Origin of the sequence: Maridesulfovibrio sp. (assembly GCF_965230075.1) — a bacterium.
In the GTDB taxonomy this organism is placed as follows: Bacteria; Desulfobacterota; Desulfovibrionia; order Desulfovibrionales; family Desulfovibrionaceae; genus Maridesulfovibrio.
Genome location: NZ_OZ245945.1, coordinates 2,646,137 through 2,665,968, shown reverse-complemented (window position 1 = coordinate 2,665,968; position 19,832 = coordinate 2,646,137). Strand labels below are relative to the sequence as shown.

The window sequence follows — 19,832 nt, the reverse complement described above, 5'->3', positions numbered from 1 at the left end:
AACCTCCCTATTGTCCGTAATCAATGTTCAGTCCTAATTCTTCTGTAAGCTTTCGCACCGTATCGTAATCGCTGTCCTGAGCCGGGATGATCCCGCGCATGCCCGCCTGATATAAAATGGCGGCTTCTTCAGGATTGTCCATGGACATGCGAAACATGCAGTATTTAATCTTATTAACGACTTTGTCGGAAAGGCCCTTGCGTGCAGCGTAAACCCAGCCTGGGAAAGGTTCGGTTTCCGCGACGACCCTGATCTTATCTATGTTGATCTTATCGCGTACCACGTTGAGGGTACCTTCTCGAATGGAGGCGAAGTCGTATTTCCCGGCATAAACAGCGAGGACAGCTTTTTCCTGCTTACCACCCGGACCGGGAGCAAAGGAGATTTCCTTGAAATCTGACTCCTTGATTCCATGTTCGAGGAAAAGCCCAAGGGGAAAAAGATAGCCGCCAGCTGAAAGAGGGTCTACGGCAATCCATGTCTTGCCAATGCAGTCTTTTAGTCTGGTGATGGCCCGGTTATCTTTGCGGGTAATGATCTGGCCCCTGAATGTAGGGCTGCCGGATGGTTCGATGATCCGTGCAAAGGCCCGCGCACCACTCTTGGCAATGCTGACATAGGTCATGGGGTTGGAGAATGAAATATCGATTTCACCGTCTTTGACCATACGGCGGTGTTCTTCAAAGGTATCCGGAAAGACCTGCCGGATTGTAAAACCTGATTCGCGGGACAGGTAATCAATAAGTTTGCTGTGTCTTAAATATGAAACCCGGTGTGAGTATTGGGGCAGGTAGGCATAAGTTATGGCCGGACGTGGCTCCGGTACGCGGACTTCTTCACGGATGGACATATCCACGCGCACAATTTTTTCTTCCGGTTGAGAACCGAAGAAATAAATTAAGGCTCCTATCAGCAGGAGTATTGCCGGAAGGGTATATTTGAGCTTGAACATGAATTCTCCATCGAGAGGGGATTGGCTTTCCCGGTGAGAATTCTGTTCATGATTAAGCCTTGTTTTCAAGACTGTTACCGTTTGCAGTTTCCTTGTTTTCTTCAGGAATCTGCGCAAGTTCGTTCCATGAAGTGAGTTCGCCGGCTTCTTTTGCGTCTTCCGCTCTCAAATCGTCAATTTTTTTGAGTACAGGTATGTACGGTCTTACTTTGGAGAATCCATAGCGTACAATAATATATGATAAAATAAAAACGAAAGGATAGCCGAGAGAAAATTTGGTGAAGGGGACGGCATGTATATCAATGCCGGAAAATCTGGTTTGCAGCCAAGCCATGGCAAAAGGGACAGGCCAGAGTGATACGGCGAAGAGTGCGGCATGGGAAAAGAAAACCTTACCGAAATACTCATTGGCCCATTTATTGGCGGATTTGAATGTGTCCTTTTGCTTATGGCGGATCGCTTCAATAGAAAGATTGTTCATACGAGTCATTTTGCGGTTCAAGTCGGTGTAGTACTCCCTGTTCCAGATATAGATCAGGCTCATGGAGATTTCTCCGGCAATAGTACACCACAAAGCTATTATCGCAGTGCCAAGCCAAAAAGCCGCAAGGGCAGGTAAACCAATGCGGTAAGGTGCGATAAGTATACTGTCTATCAGCGGATAAATTGACTCGAACATAAATCAAACCCCATTTTAAAGTGCGAAGAGGCGAAGTCCTATTAAAAATTTTGAAGGGATGGGGTCTGGGGAAGGGAAATTTTTCCCTTCCCCAGCCGTCGGAGACAAAGTCTTAGAACGGAGGCAGCAGGCTGTAGCCGAGGAATCCTTTGGAGGTGTAGCGGATACCTACGTACAGAGCCAGTACGACGAAGAGTCGCTTGAGCCATACGTCCGGGATGTACTTGGAAGTACGGGGGCCGATGAAGGAGCCCACGAGGATACCGAGGAGTTCGACACCGATGAGGGGCCAGAACACGGGGGTATCTTTAACAACCATGTAGGTGAAGACGGAGGTGGTCATACCTACGAGTACTGCCAGTGCGGAAGTTCCTGCAACGAGATACATGGGCAGGCCGGCAACACTGGTCAGGAAGGGCACGAGCAGGAATCCGCCGCCCACGCCGAGGAAGGAAGCAAGTGCTGCGATGATGAAACCACCGACTACGGGGATGAGAGGGTTGAAAGAGAACTCAACACCGTAGAAGGTGAATACGCACTTGGTGATGGAGAAGCTGACAACTTTTACGCCCATGGCTGCAGTATCAACTTTTCCGCCTTCCTTTTCTTCCTTGATGGAAGCTTCGAATGCCTTTGCAGCTTCTTTAGCCTGTTTTTTACCAGCCTGTCCTTTGGGAGTGGTTTCGTAGAACAGGTAGCAACCCAGAGCGAGAACAAAGAGACCGAAGAATCCGATGTAGGATTTCAGTGAGATCTTACCTGCGGTGAGCCAGGGTACGAGGTAAGAACCTGCGATGGAACCTGCAGCAAGGGAAAGACCCAGCGGCAGAACGAGACGGCCCATCTTGTAGTAGTTAAAGGAGGACATAGCCGCGGAAGTACCAACCAGCCATTGGTTAGATACGCGGATGGAGTCGGTTACGAGCTTGTTCATGACCGGAGAGGTCTTTTTGAAGGTAGATGCGTAGTTACCGAAACCGTAAATGGTGATGTGACCGACACCGGCCATGATACCGCCGAATGCACCAACGGTGGAGAAAATCCAACCGACCCAGATCGCCCATACGAAGCCGATTACGAGGTTAACGCTGGGACCGCCGGGGATTCCGAGGAAACCGGGAGCGAGTTCGGTGTTGATCTGGCCGGCTTCAGCACCTTTAGGTGTAGCGCTGATGGCGTCTGCCAGACGGTCTGCAAAGGCAGGCTGGATATAGGCCACCACTGCCAGTGCCGCGAGAGCCATGATCAAAAGGCTTTTGCGTGATTTAAACATAGTGTATCTCCTTGATCGAAAGTTGGTTTTGCTGTGTCTGCTTTCTGCTTCCTTACCGGCCGTTGCAGCAGCCGGAGACCCTTTCAGATTCAGATTGAACAGGAACAGCGCCTTCATTCCTATTTGTGCGATCCCCGGACATTGCAGTGTTCGGGGATCGCTTTTTAGCTTTTAATTATTTGCCCTTTTTGAAGATAACCAGAGGACAGTTCTTGCAGACGTCCTGACCGGGGAATCCGTCACCGGGCTTGGTGATGGCGGAGCTGGCGAGTTCAATGCGGTCCACAAGTCTCTGAACCATTTTCTTGAACTTGGTACCGGGGATCATGACGTTGATTTCGCCACGTTCGGTTTTACCGGCATTGTAGCTACCGGAACAAGCGGGAACCATGTTGAATTCCTGCTCGTTGAAGGTGAACACGCAGCCTGCACATGCGGAGGAGTTCATGGTAACGTTGGGGCGCAGAGGATGGGTATCGGTTGCTGCAGCGTAGTCTACTGCAAAGTGGTAAGCCTGCATGTTGTCGCAGTAGAAGTGAACTACGTCAGGTTCAAAAATACCGTCGATGGAGCCGAGAGGCGCAACAGCGATACCGATGAGGCCTTCTTTGATGCGGGGCTTGCTGAGTACGAATTTTTCAGCCTGTTCCATATCTACAACATATTTGGAGTGGCCTTTGATCTCGCCTTCATCCAACTCTTTCCATGCGAAAGCGTATTTTGCGTTACCGCAACCGAGACCATCAACTTCGGAGTATACGGTCTGGCCTTTCATGCGGGCTGCAATTTCCCACTGGCAGAAGGTCATGGCCTTGATAGGGACGTGGAAATCTGCTTTTTCCTTGAATTCGTCCACTTCAGCCTGATCGAAGAAATATTTAACGGCTACAGGGTAATGATAAAGTCTCATTTCCTTCATCAGCAGTTCTTGAATCTCTTTGTAAGTCATAGTGACCTCCTCGCTTTCGTCCTATTTAAGTTTAAATAATGATTGTGCTGTGATTGCCGGTTAGTTTTTTAACTTACACCCTTTTTATGGGTCTGTGAAAAAATAAACAAACTTTTTTGGGATAAAGAAAAAAGTAACATTTTTTCACATTGGTTATGGCTTAATTTCTGATGTTAATCACAAAATATTGTGAAAAAAATAACTATATATTTAATAAAATACATAATACTGGATAGTTGGGTTGTTTTTTATGTTTTAATTCAAATTTCTTTGAATTTACTTTGTCTTCAGTTTGTTTATTCCTATTTGTAGTTGTTTAAATTTTCACGTGAGTTAGCTGGCAGGAGATATGCGCTTGTGAAACTAATTAGTTGACAAGGAAACTAATTAAGGGGAGGTTTAGATATGGTTGACTAGGAAACTAAATGGAGAAGTGATGTCCCACGCAAATAGAATGGTTATCGAGTTGCTTCGACTGGGGGCGTATTTACAGCGGGAGGGTGCGCGTATCACCCGTGAGTTTGGTCTGGCCCAGCAGCAGTTTGTGGTGCTGGTGGCTATAAAGGAACAGGGGCCTGTATCGCAGAAGGCGATTTTATGGGACCTACTCTATGAGAAATCCAACGTATCCAAATCAATTTCGCGTCTTTCCGCCCTTGGATTGGTTCGGACTTCCAGATCCGAAGAGGATTCCCGTGTTGTCTTGTGTGAGGTGACAGAAGAAGGGCGGGATGTCGTCGAAAAATGCATGGCTGTAATGAAGGCTTCGAATGAAAAATGGCTGCAACATATTCCTGAATATGAACTGGGACAGGTGGTGAAGGTTTTAAAGGCCATCCGACCCATGGATTAAAGGAGGACTTATGAAGTGGTTTCTTTTGGTGTTTCTGGTGATATTTTCAGTAACCCCGGCATTTGGAGGCGATATGAAAAAGGATTCAAAGGGAACGTTCGTTTATTACTATTTAATGGAAGGCAGTCCGGAGGAGATAGGCAAGGCTGTTCCCGCACATGTGGAATACTGGGAGTCCCGCAATCTGTCCGGATTTCAAGGTGGTCCGTTTGCGGATGGATCAGGCGGTATGATTATATTTGAAACTAAAGGCGAGGATTCTGCCGATCAGATTGTAGCAGGCGATCCTTTCGTAACTAAGGGATTCATTTCAGATTCACGTTTAAAGGAATGGATGCCGAAGTAAATCAGTGCTATGTTGCAGCCATCATTAATATAAACAGCATCAGGCGGATAGCTGTCCGGGTAAGGAGCTACTAATGGCCAAGTACAGGATTCATCCCATCGTTATGGGGACAAAAAGATTCGACAAGGGCATGATGACCTACCAGCATGATTACGGGAAACCGTACATTATCCCCATCTACTGCTGGTATCTTGAGGGCGGTGATAAGAATATCATCGTCGATACCGGAGAGATGCAGCCCATTATTTCGGAGGATCGCGAAGCTGACCTTGGCGGCAAAATCCACACATTTGAAGACGGTCTGGCCAAGTACGGATTAAAGCCTGAATATATTGATATCGTCGTCCACACCCACCTGCACAATGATCATTGCGAAAATGATTACAAGTGCACCAATGCCAAATTCTACGTACACCGCAAGGAGCTTGATCACGTGCACGAGCCGCATCCATTGGATTTCCGCTATCTGGAAGATTACGTGGAGGATGTGGAGGAGGCCGGACAGGTGATCGCTGTTGACGGTGATTATGAAGTGGTTCCCGGTATACGTATGATGCATACCCCGGCCCACACTCCGGGCGGTATGACTATTTTGATTGATACCGAAGGCGGCTTGGCAGCCATTACCGGATTCTGTGTGATTATGGAAAACTTCAATCCTCCGCCGGAAGTACGGGGCATGGAGATGGAAGTCATTCCTCCGGGAACTTCAGTTAATACCTACGAGGCATATAACATCATGCTCAAGGTCAAGGAAATGGCAGATATACTTATCCCGTTACATGAGCCTGCTTTTGCAAAAGTGGACGTGGTGGAAGGGACTTAGGTGGCTTCCGTGATGATTCTGTAATTAAATTGTGACCGTATTATTTGCGTAAAAACGATTTTCGATGACTTTGTTGCAGGTTAATCGCTAATATCGAAAGCGTTATTTTGAATCGTGAAATTGCAAACGGTTGTGGTTACGGAATTTTTAAAAGGGAACTGGTAATTCATGCTGAAATAATTTAGGTATGAGAATCCTAAAATTATTATAAGTGCCCACTGCCGTCCCGAGGGGGCCGGGTTCAGTGTTTATATGTTGCTATGAGGCAACGGGCGGGCTGAATCCGGAACGGGTTTTTAAAGGCAGGGTACTTGTAAAGTGTGTGGTTACGGAAAGATTCTGTGTCTTTCTGTCTGTGTTGGTTCTTTTTTCTTTGGAGGTATTGAGGTGAACTCACTCGTTATCGCCGGTCTTTGCTTTGTGGGGTATATTATTGCGTATCATACCTACGGCAAATTTCTGGCAAAAAAGATTTTTCAGGTTGATGAGAACAAGGTTTGTCCCAGTTGCGAACTTGAAGACGGTAAAGACTTTGTTCCTACTAAGAAAGAGGTGCTCTTCGGGCACCACTTCACATCCATTGCCGGACTTGGTCCCATCGTAGGTCCTGCAATTGCTATTATCTGGGGTTGGGTTCCCGCTGTACTATGGGTTTTCTTCGGTGCCATTTTCATGGGTGCCGTGCATGACTTCGGCTCTCTTGTCGTCAGTCTGCGTAATCAGGGCCGTTCTGTCGGTGATATTGCAGCAGGGCTGCTTAACCACCGTGTGCGTTCCCTGTTCCTGATCATCATTTTCTTTGAATTGCTGATCGTTATTGCTGTATTCGCACTGGTTATCGCTATCCTTTTCAATATGTACCCTGCAGCTGTCATTCCGGTTTGGAGTGAGGTGCCCATCGCCATCGGTCTTGGCTGGCTCATGTACAAGAAAGGTGCGAACCATACTATCTGGTCCATCCTCGCGCTGCTGGCAATGTATGCATTTGTAGTGGTCGGTGTTTACCTGCCCTTCAAGATGCCCGCCATCGCAGGCATGAACCCCATTGTAGTTTGGACCCTGATCATGCTGGTCTACGCCTTCATTGCGTCCATCCTTCCGGTTACCACCCTATTGCAGCCCCGCGACTACATCAACGGTCACCAGCTCTTCGTAGCGCTGATCCTGTTGGTTGTCGGTGCTGTTGTGGCTCATCCCACATTTGTTGCTCCGGCACTTGACCTTTCGCCGCAGGGAGCACCTCCGATGCTGCCCTTCCTGTTCGTAATCATCGCTTGTGGTGCGATTTCCGGTTTCCATTCTCTGGTAAGTTCCGGTACTTCCGCCAAACAGTGCGAGACCGAGCGCGACTCCCGTATGATCGGTTATGGTTCCATGCTTATGGAAGCAGCCCTGTCCATCCTTGTTATCGTTGCTGTCGGTGCCGGGCTCGGCCTCGGCAAGCACACTGCTGACGGACAGTTCCTGACCGGAACTGCAGCTTTCACCACTCACTATTCATCATGGGCTTCCGCAGCCGGACTCGGCGCAAAGCTCGGTGCTTTTGTTGAAGGTTCCGCAAATCTGATGGCCAGTTACGGCATCCCCGCAAATATAGCTCTTGCAATTATGGGCGTATTTTTGGTCAGCTTCGCAGCCACAACCCTCGACAGTGCAACCCGTATCCAGCGTTACGTAGTGGGCGAGCTGGCACAGGCTTACAAGATGCCTGCGTTGTCCGGTGCTGTTCCCGCAACCCTGATCGCAGTAGGTACTGCTGCCGTGCTTTGTTTTAACGGTGGTTTTTCCATCGGTGCACTTAAGCAGGGGGCACTGGCTCTTTGGCCTCTGTTCGGTACTGTAAACCAGCTGCTGGCCGCACTGGCCCTGCTGATCATCACCGTCTACCTTGCCCGCAAAAAAGTTAAAGCCATCTACACCGGTATTCCCATGGTCTTCATGATCGCCATGACTGGTTGGGCAATGGTTTACAACCTCCAGAAATTCTTTGCCGGCGGAAAATGGCTACTCTTTGTAGTCGGCCTGATTGTATTCCTGCTTGAAATCTGGATGATCGCTGAAACCTACCTGATCATGAAGAAGGTTTACGGCGGAGAAGATGATGCGCAAGGAGCTGCTGACAGCGCCTAGCGTTTCGTTCTAGCATATTAGGAATGAAGAAGCCCCCGACAGCCTTTTGGTTGCCGGGGGTGTTTTATTTGGGGTATGATGGAAATAGCAACACCTATCCTTTCCACTCGCCAACGGGAGAGCGTAAGCCATGAAACTCCAAGACAGAGCCTCAGATATAACCATCAATGAATCAGGAATAATCTGGAACTGGAATGCCAAGCATATTCTTACGGATAAATTCAGGATGCTGGAGTTTGGTAAATTGCTGCTGGCTGTCTTGGTGATGTTTACTGTTTTGATGGTCATTATTGTGGTTAGCGTTGATGGAGGAATTAGGGAGGTTCAGACTGCACTTTATATTTCTATTGTCGCTGTCGGAGGATTTTCGGTGCTGATTTTTGTGGCCCTTGCCTTGGTGGGGCATGTCTTTCGATATCAGTTCGGAGTCTCGGATAAATATGTGTATTCGAGGATGTTTACTGGGAAGATGGAAGATGCCGCAACAGCGATAGTCGTTCTGGCTGCTATTATGGAAAATCCTCAAGCCATGGGACAGGGGATGCTGGCTAAGTCTGATGAGTACGTTGAAATCAGTTTTGCAGATATGAAGAAGATTGATTGTTATCCTGATGACTGTGTCATAAGATTTAAGGGCGCATGGTACAGCAAGCCTTTTTATATGGATTGCCCTCCACAGCACTATGCTGAAATTGCGGCAAAAGTGCGGGCTGGGATTAAGGCCGCGAAAGGGGGAATCTAGTCTCTTTAATCCTCCACGTAACATTTATTTACAATTCCAAACTTGACACAACTCCCTCCTTGATTCATTCCTGCAAGCGCAGGTGCGGCTTTCCCTCTTATGTTTCCTGCTCGTATCAAACCCCTCTCTCGGAAGTCGAAAAGGTCCAGTAAAATATTTTATATCAATACCTTACCAATAAACAACCATATATTATGAATGTAATGATCACCGGGGCGACCGGGTTGATTGGGTCCCGGCTTGTTAAAATTCTTGCTGACAAGGGATTCCATATTAAAGCCCTTGTTCGGGATAAGGGCAGGGCGCAGCAGCTTATTAAGGAACCAGTTGAATTTGTAAGCGGAGATTTAAACAACGGGGCCGCGCTTGAAGATGCCTTGCAGGGCTGCAAATATCTTTTTCATCTGGCTGCGGACTACCGCCTCTGGGTTCCGGATCCTGATTTCATGACCCGTACCAATGTTGAAGGGACTCGTCTGCTCATGCAGAAGGCTCTTGAGGCCGAGGTGGAGCGTATTGTCTACACTTCCAGTGTTTGCGTGCTGGGGTGTAATGTAGATGGAAGCCCTGCTGATGAGGAAGCTGCATCAACTGTGGCGGATATGATCAGCCCTTACAAGAAATCCAAATTTCTGGCCGAGAAGGTTGTTATGGATATGGTCCGTGACGAGGGCCTTCCAGCGGTAATTGTGAATCCCTCAACTCCGGTTGGGCCGGGAGATTCGCGCCCGACGCCTACCGGGACTATGGTTCTTAATGCGGCCCGTGACGGCGGGATGTTCTATGCTGATACCGGGCTGAATGTGGCCCACGTGGACGATATTGCCCATGGGCATCTGCTGGCTTTGGAGAAAGGCAAGGTCGGGCGCAGGTATATCCTTGGCGGAGATAACCTCAGCCTTAAGGACTTGTTTGCCATGACAGCCCGGATCACCCACAAGCCCGGGCCGAGATTCAAGGTCCCGCAGGCAGTGATGTATTCCGCTGGTTTTACCGGGGAATTGCTGGCAAGGCTGGGGGTGATCAAGAATCCCGTGGCGACCATGGATAGTGTGCGTATGGCCGCTAAGAAAATGTATTACAGCTCCGATAGAGCAGAGAAAGAGTTGGGTTACACTCATCGCCCGGCTTTAGAGGCTGTTCAGGATGCCGTTTGCTGGTTTAAGGCGCAGCATATGCTTGGTTAGGCTATATATTGATATTAAATTTGAAGCCCCCGGCAGCCAGATGGTTGCCGGGGGCTTTGTTTGTTGGGGTACTTATTTTTACTTACCAGCTACATCATCTAGTTCTTCTGCAAGCTTGATGATGCCATTGAGGGATTCAACCGAATCCTTGACTCTGTCCGCCACCTTGACTGCAAGCTGGTTTACTTCAGTCATTGCTTTATTGATCTGTTCAGAGCTGGCAGATTGTTCCTCTGCCGCTGTGGCGATGTTGCCTACGCTGGATGCCGAATCATGAGCCAGATCAACAATTGATTGCAGGGATTTACCTGATTTATCTGCAAATTCAGCAGCTTTTTCAGCCAGGTTGTTGGTTTCTTCCGTTAGCTGGCGAGAGTTGCCGGCTTGATTTTGGATTCCCACGATTACAGTTTCAACTTCCTTAGTAGCTTCAACTGTTTTTTCGGCCAGTTTGCGAACTTCATCAGCTACAACGGCAAATCCGCGTCCGGCATCTCCGGCTCGCGCAGCTTCAATAGCGGCGTTAAGGGCCAGCAGGTTCGTTTGATCGGCAATGTCGTTGATCACGTGCAGGACAGTACCTATTTTTTCAGCTTGTTCCTCAAGCTCAGTCATACTTGCGCGCATGGTTTCTGTCTGTGTTTGCACTGAATTAATTGCTGTGGAGGCATCCATAACGATGCGGGCGCCTTCTTCGGCTTTGTCTCTTGTTTCCTGTGTCTTACCTGCTGCAAGTGAAGCATTTTCAGCAATATCAAGAACGCTGTCGTTCATTTGTCCAAAAGCAGCCACAGTTTCCGAGAGAAGTCTTTGCTGATCAGTTGCTGCGTTGTTTACATCATCCACTTCCCGACCCATTTCTTCGGAGCGGTTAAAGATGTTGCCTGAAGCCTCTCTCACGGATTCGTGAACATCGTTGATCTTTTGCAGCTGCTCGTTGATGTCGTTTTCTTTGAGCACCAGCTCAGTAACGATGCGAGCTACTTCGAAGTAACCTATGATTTCACCGTTTGAGTCCTCGATGCTGTCGGAGACGGGCTGAACATAAATTGTGTTTCCGTTTCGGTCTGTTAATTGAGTGGTTTCTGCGATTTCCCTGCTGCCGCTTTTACGGGTCATTTCTACGGGACATTTGCTTGTGTTACAGATGTCAGATTTGAAAACGTTATGACATTTTGAACTTTTAAGTCTGCTCTCTGTCAGCCCTGTGAAATCAAGGACCGGCTTGTTGGCAAAGATGATATTGAAGTCTTTATCAGCTACAAAGATTGGATCGGGAACGGAGTTGACCACGTCAACATAGATCTGCATTTCATTGACCATTTTTGATATTTTGCCCAGCAGGGAGTTGAACTCTTCAGTCATGGTTCCGATTTCGTCTTTGTACTTGATGTTTATATGACTGGAGAGATCTGCACGGTCTTCATTGATATCTTTGATTTTGTTTCTGATTTCCTCAACGGGCTTCACCACCTGTCCGCGCAGGGTAAAGTAGATCATGATAAGGGGAATGATGAGCATGGCAGCAATACATCCGAAAAGGACTTTGTTTGCTTTTCCGGAAAGGGCAGCCATTTCATTCAAGTCGATTATGCCGACCAGGACTCCGATTTGCTTCCCAAGATAATCCCGGACGGGCAGGGTCGCTATGGCTGAGTTTTCAAGTTGAATTACAACGCGTTTATTGCGGCTTTTATCAAGAAGGTCTTTGGTGATGATTGAGAAATCTTCATTCTTGTTCGTTCCGCTGACAAATACATAGTTGCCGCCGATAATAGGATGCTTTGAACTGTCTTTCAGGGATGTTGCTGTGCTCAGCTTATCTTTGTTCATAAAAAGCATAGCGGACATTCCGGCATCTTTTACACTTTGCAGTATTGGGGCGAAGCTGTTCAGAACTTCTGCGGACCCGAGGATTCTGCCAGTATTGTCTTTCACCGGAACAAGCCCCCTGATGGCAAAGCCACCGCGTCCGAGTTCAATGCCTCCTAGGGGATTTCCTTGACGGTTCACATCAAGGACAGTTTGGCGAAAGCTGGAAATATCATCTGAAATATCTACCCATTGTCCCGATCTTTTGGCTTGTTTCTCGCGCCAGAGGCGGACAAGGCTGCGACCGTTGGGTAGGTGAAAATGCAAGCGCAGCTTTTTGCCGCTGATTGATTTGTAATTTGTTAATTCATCACGCATGAATTCGCGGATAATTTCGCGGGCGGCTTGAGATTTTTCAGAACGCTCGTTACTGATATTACCTGTATGGGCGACTTTAAAAGCTTCTATTATTTCAGGGGAGCCTGCAAATAGTGCTGCAGTTTCCTGCGCTGATTTTGCTGAACTTTTAACCTTGTTCAATACTGATTCAAAGGTGCTGTCCACAACCGTTGCGATGTGCATTTTTTTTAGCGATTTGAATGAAGAGCTGATAATAAAAACGCTCAGACATCCAAGAAAAATAATTGCAACTGACTGTGGCAGTAATATCTTATGACTGATTTTCATGTAGGCCTCCGAGATTGAAAATAAGGGGTCTTCAAAGTTGGCAGACACGTACATTTTTTTGAATTAAAATCAAATTTTCATCATAAAGTTCGCTGGTTCACAAATTGCCTTAAAAATAATTAGATTTTGCAAAACATATGGCTTTGGTTTGAGAAAAAAATCACATATAGTTGGTTGTGCCAGATTTTATTATCGCTTCTTGTATTAATACATCTAAATTCTGAGGTTATCATGCGCGCAATATATTTTGAGAATGGAAAAATTGATCTTGTAGAGAAGGATAAACCGCAACTTCAAGCCGATGAGGCGTTGCTCAAGATGCGGCTGGCCGGGATTTGCAATACAGATATTGAACTGCACAAGGGTTACTACGGATTTGCCGGAGTGCCCGGACACGAATTTGTGGCTGTAGTTGAAGAATGCCCTGATAGGCCGGAGTTGGTTGGTAAGCGCGTTGTGGCTGATATTAACTGTCCGGTAGGGCCGTTTAAAGGTGACCATCGGCATGCTCCTAATCGGACCGTTATCGGTATCGTTAATCACGACGGGGCATTTGCTGAGTATTTGAAAGCCCCTGCGGAGAATCTTTGTGTTGTTGCGGATAGTGTCGAGGACCGTGCAGCTGTTTTTGCTGAGCCGCTGGCTGCCGGATTGGAAGTGAGTCAGCAGATTCATGTGACCGGGGATATGCGTGTTATGGTGCTGGGAGACGGTAAGCTGGGATTACTGACTGCACTGGCTCTGAAGCTTTACAATCCTCACGTTTTGCTTGTGGGTAAGCACGAGGATAAGCTGGCCATTGCCGGGAAACAGGGTGTGAAGACCCATTGCATCAGTGATCCTGAAGAATTGACTGCGCAGGCAGGGCAGTGGGATAAATTTGATCTGGTGGTCGAAGCAACCGGCAGTGAACAGGGCATTAACTATGCTCTTGATTTTGTGTGCCCGGAAGGAACCATTGTAGCCAAAACTACCTCTCATCTGCCCAGCTCAATCAATCTTGCCAAGCTGGTGGTGGATGAAATATCCATTGTCGGTTCCCGTTGTGGTGATATCGGTCTGGCCATGAATGTGTTGGAGCAGGGCATGATTGATGTGAGCAGTTTAATTGAAGCAGAGTACGATTTTGCTGATTTCAAAGATGCATTTGATCGGGCCATGAGCAAGGGGGCCTTGAAAGTTCTGGTTAGAATGTAGAGGGGAATGGTCGATTTCCGATTTTATAGTGTCTCTGAGCAGCACTTGTGTTATTCTTTAGTATCTTACGGAGGTTTTAGGTTAGTTTCCGGTTCTCTTCAATCTTTGCATGAAGGGGGATTTCCATGCGGCGTGTTTGTCTGTTTTTATTCGTGATGGTGTTCTGGATGATTGATGGTTCCATGGCACATGCCGCTTTATTTGAGAAAATTACCGGTACGGTTGAACTGCGCCGTTGTAATCAGGATTTTTTTGTTCAGGTTCGGGTCGGTCAGGAAGTGCAAGTCGGGGATGTGTTGCGTACCGGACCTGACGGCAAGGCTGTTCTCCGGCTTGATGCCGGATCAACCATGAGTTTCGGTGAAGACAGTGAATTTATGCTCGGTGGGGAAATTAAGGGTGAGAAACAGGATCTTATCGGAACCTTTTATCGCGGGGTTGTAAGGGCCATACTCAGTAAGCGCGAAGGATCGTTTATCGCCACACCCCGCACAATGCTTGGTATCCGGGGCACTGATATTTCCCTCACCCAGAAAGGTAATGCCGGATTTTATTTTCTGGATGAAGGTAGTGTAGGAGTACGGGCTGGACGGAGAACTGCTGTTCTTGGCGTCAGGCAGATGACCGCAACCTATGCGGGCCGTAAACCCTTACCCGTTTTCACCTTCAGCAAGTCGTCTGGGCTGTCTCAGGCTCGGGACAGGCTGTCCTTATTGACTTCAATTGAAATTCCCCCGTCGCTCAAGGGGCAGGCACAGCTTAACGAAATTCTTGCCCGATGGATTATTAATTATGCCCATTATCTGGCTGATGCCGGAAAGCCCGAAGATGCGGAAACCGCTTTGCTCATTGCGGAAGAACTCAGCTCTCGCCAGAGTGTGAAGGGTGAAATACTGCTTCAGATTGGGGGATTGTATTTCTACCATTTGAATGATGTGCATGGGGCGTTGCGTTCTTACCGCAGAATTATCCGCGAATACCACAAAACACCGCACTACGAGAATGCTCTTTATGGTGCCATACGTTGCTTCCTGCAACTCGATCAGCAGGAAAAGGCAGCGGAATACGCGCACCGATATAAGGAAGTTTTTCCTGACGGAAAGCATGTGCAGGGACTGGATAGTCTTGTGCGATAGATTCTTATCAAAGCCGCTACAATTGAATATGGTGGTAGGTTCTCGCAATACATACTTATATTCTAGATTGTTGAGGTCTTATCTTGTCTTGTGAAGAATAATTTTTCAGCCGCTTGACTTGTTCTTTATTTGGCAATATTACCAAATTCGTGTTTCAAACTTGGTAATTTTGCCAAATAACCATATTTATACAATTGGAGTCTGAAATGAAAGCTCTTGATGATGCTGTTGCTGAAATGGATTTCGAGTTTTTAAGTTCCGGTGAACATACCATGAGCGTTGAAGGAATGCGCAAGGCTCTGGGTAATGGTCAGAATAACGTTGTTTTTCTAGATGTCCGTTCTGACAAGGAAATGGAATATCTTGTGTTGCCTTTTGCCAAGCACATTTCGCTGCATGAACTGCCTGCACGTATGGACGAGCTTCCTAAGGATAAACTGGTTGTAGCTTATTGCACCTCTATTTTCCGTTCTGCTGTGGCTTATACCCTCTTGCGTGCTCATGGTTTTGAGCAGGTTAAGGGAATGGCTGCGTCCATGGAAGATATGGTCAAAGCTTTTAAGCCCAGCCCGCTGGCTAACATGTAGCTATGGATATGTTGACTATAGGCATCACTCTAGCCTCATTTGTGTTGAGCTTTATATTTGCGCTCGGCGGTGTGGGGTCTGCATTGGTGCTTATTCCTACGCTGACATGGATGGGAGTGCCTTTTAATCTGGCACGGCCCACCGGCCTTTTTGTCAATGCCGTCAGCATGCTCGGGGCGACTTATTCCAATGTAAAAGAAAAGCGCCTTGATTTTAAGCTGGGTATTCCCATTGTAGTGGCCTCGGTGGTCATGGCTCCGGTAGGGGCTTGGATCGGGCATTTCCTGCCGTTGAAGTCCTTGATGATTCTATTCATTTGTTTCCTGTGTTTTTCCGGGACAATGATGCTTTGTTTCAAGGCTTCAAAATATAAGGACCAGTTCCGTGAAGACCGTCCTTTCGGCGGCCCCTTTCTGGTCGGTGTGCTGGCTGGATTTATTTCCGGATTGCTCGGTGTTGGCGGTGGAGGTGTCATTTCCCCGTTGATGATCATGCAGGGGTTCAATCCCAAGAAAGTGGCGACTGTGACTGCGTTTGCAGTGCCTTTTTCATCCATCACCGCTTTCGCAGCTTATGCCATGATGGGCTCGGTTTCCATCAAGCTGTTGATTTTTGCCGGACTGGCTGCCTGGGGAGGCGGTTACCTTGGCACAAAGGTCATGCATGCTAGAATGAAACCTGCAACAGTTAAGAAATTTCTCGGCGGGACAATCATCTTGCTGGGTTTAAAACTACTATGGTCTTTTGTTTTGAATTAACAATTTAAAAATTAATTCCATAGGATTTGTGAATTTCCTCTCCGGTTTCGGCCGGGGAGGATTTTTTTTGCCTAATTTCAGAAAAGTCCCCTAGGCGGACCTGAGTCCTCTGATTCAGGTCCGCCATGCCAATTACCTTATAGGTAAAGGAGGACGAAATAGTGAAAAAAATCAAGGCAGAAACACTCGCCGCACTCTATCCATTGGAGACAAGGCGAACCATTAAAAACTATGCGGCTTTCATTTATGAGCACCCTGACTGGCTGGAAACCGGAAACTCCCTGCTCGATTACAAGCGGCAGAAGGTTAATCCCATTTATTCCGGATCAGTAAGAGTTGGTAAGAGTGGCGTTGAGGTGTCGGGATGATCGGTTCGATTCTTGATCTCGGATCAACCATCATCGACAAAATCTGGCCTGATGCCGGGGAGCGCGAAAAAGCCAAACTTCGGCTTATGGAAATGCAGAACCGGGGTGAGCTGGCCGACCTTGAAGCACGGGTAAAAATTATGTTGGCGGAGATGTCCGGTAATTGGTTGCAGCGTTCTTGGCGGCCGATCCTGATGCTGACCATCGTTGTTATCGTGGCAAATAATTACCTTCTCTATCCATACCTTGCCCTGTTTTGGGCCAAGGCCCCGCATCTGGAACTGCCTGCGCAGCTTTGGTCATTAATGGAACTTGGGCTTGGTGGATATGTGGTCGGGCGTAGTGCCGAGAAGGTGGCGAAAACATGGAGAGAGAAAAATGGTTGAAGAAAGGAGTGAGTTGCAGGACCTGCTTATCCGTATAGATGAACGGGTTAAATCCATTCAGGAGGACATTTCTGAAATTAACGGTGCACGGCGGTGTCATACCCATGCGGAAAAGTTCCGCAATCTCGAAAGAGCGGTCTGGGGAACCGCAGCCGTTGTGGCCGGGGTGGCCGGGCGTGTGGCCTACGAGGCTTTTAAATGACCGGGACAGCAATACTGGCCGAAGCTTCGGCATGGATTGGCGGGATGTTTCAAGGAGAACGGTGTGAGCGTTGCGGACGCTCTGATGTACTTGAACCGTTCAGAATTGAGGTCAGTTTCGGCGGGCGAAAGATAGTTCGTAAAGCAAGGCTCTGCCGCAAATGCATGAAACGGGTTGAAGCAGAAATATCCTGCCTGCCCAATGAAAAATGGATACATTAGCACTGATTACCGCCTTTGCACGATTAAATAGAATGGCCCAGCGTCAACTATTAGGGAGCGCAGAGAGGCTTAGCCTTTCTGCCCGCCGGAGGCGAAGTCCAATCGACTAAAAGCGCGTAGCGCATCAAATCAAATAGGATTTTTGGAGTTAGCACGAATGACAAAAAATGAAGTCATTAAAAAACAGAAAGAGGAGCTGGACCGGTTCCGGGAGGTGTTCGCACTGGCAGTAGAGGGCGATGATTCCGACATGGTCAAGGACCTGAAGGCCAAACTGGACATCATGCACAAGCGGCACGACATGGAACGCAAGGCTTGGGGCATCGGGGATGCAAAAAAGGAGGGCGCAGCAGCAAAAGGTGCAAAGAAAAATCGCAGCATCAGCCCGGAATTGAGGGAGAAACTCGATGAAGTTTACGGATCTGGACAGTGCAAATAAGTGGTACGCCGCAATCCTGCGTGAAGCCGAAGCAAAGAAACAGCCTTTACTGGTTATGGCTGAACTGGGTCGCAATGACCTGTTTTTCTTGCTGACCAGACTGCTGGGCCGTGTGGACGCCAACAACGAATGGGTTTTTGAGCGTTGTTGCGAAGTGCAGTCCAACCCTGATGGGCGCCTCGATCTATGGTCTCGTGAGCACTACAAATCGACCATTATTACCTTTGCCCTGACCGTGCAGGATATTTTGCGTGATCCGGAAGTTACTGTGGGAATCTTCAGCCATACCCGGCCTGTTGCCAAAGGTTTCCTGCGTCAGATCAAGCAGGAATTTGAGCGCAACGAGCTGCTTAAGCAATGTTATCCGGATGTGCTTTGGTCCAACCCGAAGAAGGATTCCCCCAAGTGGGCGGAAGAGGACGGGATTATCGTCAAACGTAAATCCAATCCCAAGGAGGCCACGGTTGAAGCATGGGGGTTGGTGGATGGTCAGCCCACAGGTAAACATTTTTCCCGGCTTATTTATGATGACGTGGTGACCCGTGAGTCGGTGTCATCGCCGGATATGATTTTCAAGACCACCGAGGCTTGGGCCCTGTCCATCAACCTCGGTACCCGTGAGGGGATCAAGCGTTATATCGGAACCCGTTATCATTTTAACGATACATACCGGGAAATGATGAAGCGTGAGGCTGCGGTCTCGCGGATTTACCCGGCAACTGCGGACGGAACCATGGATGGTGAGCCTGTGTTGCTGACGAGGGAACAATTGCAGACCAAACGGCGGGAGATGGGGCCTTATGTCTTCGGCTGTCAGATGATGCAGGACCCGCGCGCGGACGATGTGCAGGGCTTCCGTGAAGAATGGCTTTGCCGCTGGGACCCGCGGGACAGCAGGGGCAAAACGCGCTGGCAGCAGTTTAACCGCTATCTGTTGGTAGACCCGGCAAGCGAGAAGAAGGCCGGCAGTGATTATACCGTCATGCTGGTTATCGGGCTAGGGCCGGACCGTAATTATTACCTCATCGACGGTATCCGTGATCGCTTGAATCTCACTGAGCGGGCACGGGCTTTGTTCCGGCTGCACCGGGCTTACTCGCCGTTGGCTGTTGGTTACGAGAAGTACGGACAGCAGGCCGATGTGGAGCACATGCGTTATGTAATGAATGAGCAGAATTACCGCTTTGCCATCGATCCGCTGGGCGGAAATGTGCCTAAGACCGACCGTATCCGCAAATTGGTCCCGCTTTTTGAACAATCTCGGTTTTACCTGCCTTGGCGGGTGCGGTTTATGGACCATCAGGGACGGGAACGCGATCTTGTTCGTGAATTTGTCGATGATGAATATCTCGCTTTCCCGGTGGCTCCGCACGACGACATGCTTGATTGCATGGCCCGTATTCTGGACCCCGCATTAGGTGCGGTTTTTCCTAAAGAACGGCATGTGCTGGAGCAGCAGGAGGATATGCAGGGCTTGATGGATTATGACATTTTTACAGGAGCGGGCTGATGTACGGATTTGAAGTGGACGGAGGGTTTACCTTCTATAAATTCAGGGGCTTTGACGGCACTGAATTGCTCACTGACGGGCATTTGCGCTGGTTCTGGGAAACCATGCGTAAGGCCGGACAGCTGCCGGTAATTTTTTATGATGGAACCGTGGAGGGCTTCGGTGATTTTCAGAAACTTGTGCGCTGTGAAGACCAGCATTTCTTTTTTGGGTTTAAGGATCAGCAGCCCGCTGGATTGTTCTGGCTGAACGGTTTCACCTCGAAGTCGTGTTTTGTGCATATCGCAATTATGCCCGGATTTCACGGCAAGGGAACTTTGCAGATGGGGCGGGGAGTGTTGCGACATCTACTGTCAGTAACTGACATAGCGAGTGGATATATTTTTGACTGCATAAAGGGGTTGATACCCGTAACCAACCCGTTGGCCTGCCGTATGGCGGAACGATCCGGTTTCAGGAAAGCGGGAATTCTTCCGCAGGCCGCATATCTGGCGGTCGAAGACAAAAGCGTTGATGCCGCAATTTTTTGTGCGGTTAGGAATAATGAGGGTGGAACACCCGAAACAAAAATTTCAAAACAAGGAGAATGATT

General features: G+C 48.3%; 22 protein-coding genes. 17 read left to right on the top strand and 5 right to left on the bottom strand.

The features are described from left to right. Positions 1-7: 7 nt before the first annotated feature. From ACO05Z_RS12130 to ACO05Z_RS12115, 4 genes are all read right to left on the bottom strand, one after another. A complete protein-coding gene (locus tag ACO05Z_RS12130; protein WP_421902440.1) occupies positions 8-952 on the bottom strand; it encodes a phosphate/phosphite/phosphonate ABC transporter substrate-binding protein in 945 nt (314 codons plus the stop codon). A gap of 52 nt (positions 953-1,004) precedes the next feature. Beyond that, positions 1,005-1,631: a hypothetical protein gene (locus ACO05Z_RS12125; RefSeq protein WP_421902439.1), complete on the bottom strand. Its 627-nt coding sequence runs from the start codon at positions 1,629-1,631 to the stop codon at positions 1,005-1,007. Between the two features lie 112 nt (positions 1,632-1,743). Further along, positions 1,744-2,904, bottom strand: coding sequence for a sulfite exporter TauE/SafE family protein (locus ACO05Z_RS12120; RefSeq protein ID WP_421902438.1), 1,161 nt, complete (start codon positions 2,902-2,904; stop codon positions 1,744-1,746). A gap of 175 nt (positions 2,905-3,079) precedes the next feature. Further along, entirely contained in the window at positions 3,080-3,853 is a 774-nt protein-coding gene (locus ACO05Z_RS12115) for a DUF169 domain-containing protein (RefSeq protein ID WP_421902437.1), read from the bottom strand. 436 nt (positions 3,854-4,289) lie between these two features. Here ACO05Z_RS12115 and ACO05Z_RS12110 point away from each other — a divergent pair, with 436 nt between their 5' ends. The 6 genes from ACO05Z_RS12110 to hpnA all read left to right on the top strand — a co-directional run bounded on the left by ACO05Z_RS12110 (position 4,290) and on the right by hpnA (position 9,937). Further along, the gene (locus ACO05Z_RS12110; protein WP_421902436.1) at positions 4,290-4,706 is read left to right on the top strand and encodes a MarR family winged helix-turn-helix transcriptional regulator; all 417 of its coding nucleotides are present in this window, start codon (positions 4,290-4,292) and stop codon (positions 4,704-4,706) included. 10 nt (positions 4,707-4,716) lie between these two features. After that, positions 4,717-5,052: a YciI family protein gene (locus tag ACO05Z_RS12105; protein ID WP_421902435.1), complete on the top strand. Its 336-nt coding sequence runs from the start codon at positions 4,717-4,719 to the stop codon at positions 5,050-5,052. Between the two features lie 73 nt (positions 5,053-5,125). Continuing rightward, complete coding sequence (locus ACO05Z_RS12100) at positions 5,126-5,878, top strand: N-acyl homoserine lactonase family protein (protein ID WP_421902434.1); 753 nt, start codon at positions 5,126-5,128, stop codon at positions 5,876-5,878. A 387-nt stretch (positions 5,879-6,265) separates the two neighbouring features. Next, positions 6,266-8,008: a carbon starvation protein A gene (locus tag ACO05Z_RS12095; protein WP_421902433.1), complete on the top strand. Its 1,743-nt coding sequence runs from the start codon at positions 6,266-6,268 to the stop codon at positions 8,006-8,008. 130 nt (positions 8,009-8,138) lie between these two features. Continuing rightward, positions 8,139-8,750 (top strand): hypothetical protein, encoded by a 612-nt coding sequence (locus ACO05Z_RS12090; protein ID WP_421902432.1) that lies wholly within the window; start codon positions 8,139-8,141, stop codon positions 8,748-8,750. Between the two features lie 194 nt (positions 8,751-8,944). Continuing rightward, a complete protein-coding gene (hpnA, locus tag ACO05Z_RS12085; protein WP_421902431.1) occupies positions 8,945-9,937 on the top strand; it encodes a hopanoid-associated sugar epimerase in 993 nt (330 codons plus the stop codon). Between the two features lie 78 nt (positions 9,938-10,015). On the opposite strand, the gene ACO05Z_RS12080 is transcribed toward hpnA, so the two are convergent. Beyond that, a complete protein-coding gene (locus ACO05Z_RS12080) occupies positions 10,016-12,436 on the bottom strand; it encodes a methyl-accepting chemotaxis protein (protein ID WP_421902430.1) in 2,421 nt (806 codons plus the stop codon). 231 nt (positions 12,437-12,667) lie between these two features. Here ACO05Z_RS12080 and ACO05Z_RS12075 point away from each other — a divergent pair, with 231 nt between their 5' ends. The 11 genes from ACO05Z_RS12075 (at position 12,668) to ACO05Z_RS12025 (ending at position 19,830) form a co-directional block, all read left to right on the top strand. Beyond that, a complete protein-coding gene (locus tag ACO05Z_RS12075) occupies positions 12,668-13,633 on the top strand; it encodes an MDR/zinc-dependent alcohol dehydrogenase-like family protein (protein ID WP_421902429.1) in 966 nt (321 codons plus the stop codon). Positions 13,634-13,758: 125 nt separating this feature from the next. Next, positions 13,759-14,769: a hypothetical protein gene (locus ACO05Z_RS12070; protein WP_421902428.1), complete on the top strand. Its 1,011-nt coding sequence runs from the start codon at positions 13,759-13,761 to the stop codon at positions 14,767-14,769. A gap of 206 nt (positions 14,770-14,975) precedes the next feature. Beyond that, positions 14,976-15,356: a rhodanese-like domain-containing protein gene (locus tag ACO05Z_RS12065; protein ID WP_421902427.1), complete on the top strand. Its 381-nt coding sequence runs from the start codon at positions 14,976-14,978 to the stop codon at positions 15,354-15,356. Positions 15,357-15,358: 2 nt separating this feature from the next. Then, positions 15,359-16,114 (top strand): sulfite exporter TauE/SafE family protein, encoded by a 756-nt coding sequence (locus tag ACO05Z_RS12060; protein WP_421902426.1) that lies wholly within the window; start codon positions 15,359-15,361, stop codon positions 16,112-16,114. Between the two features lie 161 nt (positions 16,115-16,275). Continuing rightward, on the top strand, positions 16,276-16,482 hold the full coding sequence (locus ACO05Z_RS12055; RefSeq protein ID WP_421902425.1) for a hypothetical protein: 207 nt from the start codon (positions 16,276-16,278) through the stop codon (positions 16,480-16,482). Continuing rightward, complete coding sequence (locus ACO05Z_RS12050; protein WP_421902424.1) at positions 16,479-16,868, top strand: holin family protein; 390 nt, start codon at positions 16,479-16,481, stop codon at positions 16,866-16,868. The genes ACO05Z_RS12055 and ACO05Z_RS12050 overlap by 4 nt, the downstream gene beginning before the upstream one ends. Next, positions 16,861-17,070: a hypothetical protein gene (locus ACO05Z_RS12045; RefSeq protein WP_136673149.1), complete on the top strand. Its 210-nt coding sequence runs from the start codon at positions 16,861-16,863 to the stop codon at positions 17,068-17,070. Before ACO05Z_RS12050 ends, ACO05Z_RS12045 begins: the two co-directional genes overlap by 8 nt. Next, positions 17,067-17,291 carry a hypothetical protein gene (locus ACO05Z_RS12040; protein ID WP_421902423.1) on the top strand — a complete coding sequence of 75 codons (225 nt, stop codon included), beginning with the start codon at positions 17,067-17,069 and terminating at the stop codon, positions 17,289-17,291. Before ACO05Z_RS12045 ends, ACO05Z_RS12040 begins: the two co-directional genes overlap by 4 nt. A gap of 157 nt (positions 17,292-17,448) precedes the next feature. Continuing rightward, a complete protein-coding gene (locus ACO05Z_RS12035; RefSeq protein WP_421902422.1) occupies positions 17,449-17,730 on the top strand; it encodes a hypothetical protein in 282 nt (93 codons plus the stop codon). Beyond that, positions 17,699-19,240: a hypothetical protein gene (locus tag ACO05Z_RS12030; protein ID WP_421902421.1), complete on the top strand. Its 1,542-nt coding sequence runs from the start codon at positions 17,699-17,701 to the stop codon at positions 19,238-19,240. The genes ACO05Z_RS12035 and ACO05Z_RS12030 overlap by 32 nt, the downstream gene beginning before the upstream one ends. Continuing rightward, complete coding sequence (locus ACO05Z_RS12025) at positions 19,240-19,830, top strand: GNAT family N-acetyltransferase (RefSeq protein WP_421902420.1); 591 nt, start codon at positions 19,240-19,242, stop codon at positions 19,828-19,830. Before ACO05Z_RS12030 ends, ACO05Z_RS12025 begins: the two co-directional genes overlap by 1 nt. The last annotated feature ends 2 nt before the right edge of the window (positions 19,831-19,832 follow it).

Excerpts from the sequence above, each read along its gene's own strand:
- ACO05Z_RS12060 (WP_421902426.1), top strand. The coding sequence starts at position 15,359 with ATGGATATGTTGACTATAGGCATCACTCTAGCCTCATTTGTGTTGAGC.
- ACO05Z_RS12110 (WP_421902436.1), top strand. The coding sequence starts at position 4,290 with ATGTCCCACGCAAATAGAATGGTTATCGAGTTGCTTCGACTGGGGGCG.
- ACO05Z_RS12035 (WP_421902422.1), top strand. The coding sequence starts at position 17,449 with ATGACAAAAAATGAAGTCATTAAAAAACAGAAAGAGGAGCTGGACCGG.
- ACO05Z_RS12075 (WP_421902429.1), top strand. The coding sequence starts at position 12,668 with ATGCGCGCAATATATTTTGAGAATGGAAAAATTGATCTTGTAGAGAAG.
- ACO05Z_RS12125 (WP_421902439.1), bottom strand. The coding sequence starts at position 1,631 with ATGTTCGAGTCAATTTATCCGCTGATAGACAGTATACTTATCGCACCT.
- ACO05Z_RS12120 (WP_421902438.1), bottom strand. The coding sequence starts at position 2,904 with ATGTTTAAATCACGCAAAAGCCTTTTGATCATGGCTCTCGCGGCACTG.
- hpnA (WP_421902431.1), top strand. The coding sequence starts at position 8,945 with ATGAATGTAATGATCACCGGGGCGACCGGGTTGATTGGGTCCCGGCTT.
- ACO05Z_RS12100 (WP_421902434.1), top strand. The coding sequence starts at position 5,126 with ATGGCCAAGTACAGGATTCATCCCATCGTTATGGGGACAAAAAGATTC.
- ACO05Z_RS12130 (WP_421902440.1), bottom strand. The coding sequence starts at position 952 with ATGTTCAAGCTCAAATATACCCTTCCGGCAATACTCCTGCTGATAGGA.
- ACO05Z_RS12115 (WP_421902437.1), bottom strand. The coding sequence starts at position 3,853 with ATGACTTACAAAGAGATTCAAGAACTGCTGATGAAGGAAATGAGACTT.
- ACO05Z_RS12090 (WP_421902432.1), top strand. The coding sequence starts at position 8,139 with ATGAAACTCCAAGACAGAGCCTCAGATATAACCATCAATGAATCAGGA.
- ACO05Z_RS12025 (WP_421902420.1), top strand. The coding sequence starts at position 19,240 with ATGTACGGATTTGAAGTGGACGGAGGGTTTACCTTCTATAAATTCAGG.
- ACO05Z_RS12030 (WP_421902421.1), top strand. The coding sequence starts at position 17,699 with ATGAAGTTTACGGATCTGGACAGTGCAAATAAGTGGTACGCCGCAATC.
- ACO05Z_RS12040 (WP_421902423.1), top strand. The coding sequence starts at position 17,067 with ATGACCGGGACAGCAATACTGGCCGAAGCTTCGGCATGGATTGGCGGG.
- ACO05Z_RS12080 (WP_421902430.1), bottom strand. The coding sequence starts at position 12,436 with ATGAAAATCAGTCATAAGATATTACTGCCACAGTCAGTTGCAATTATT.
- ACO05Z_RS12105 (WP_421902435.1), top strand. The coding sequence starts at position 4,717 with ATGAAGTGGTTTCTTTTGGTGTTTCTGGTGATATTTTCAGTAACCCCG.
- ACO05Z_RS12050 (WP_421902424.1), top strand. The coding sequence starts at position 16,479 with ATGATCGGTTCGATTCTTGATCTCGGATCAACCATCATCGACAAAATC.
- ACO05Z_RS12045 (WP_136673149.1), top strand. The coding sequence starts at position 16,861 with ATGGTTGAAGAAAGGAGTGAGTTGCAGGACCTGCTTATCCGTATAGAT.
- ACO05Z_RS12070 (WP_421902428.1), top strand. The coding sequence starts at position 13,759 with ATGCGGCGTGTTTGTCTGTTTTTATTCGTGATGGTGTTCTGGATGATT.
- ACO05Z_RS12065 (WP_421902427.1), top strand. The coding sequence starts at position 14,976 with ATGAAAGCTCTTGATGATGCTGTTGCTGAAATGGATTTCGAGTTTTTA.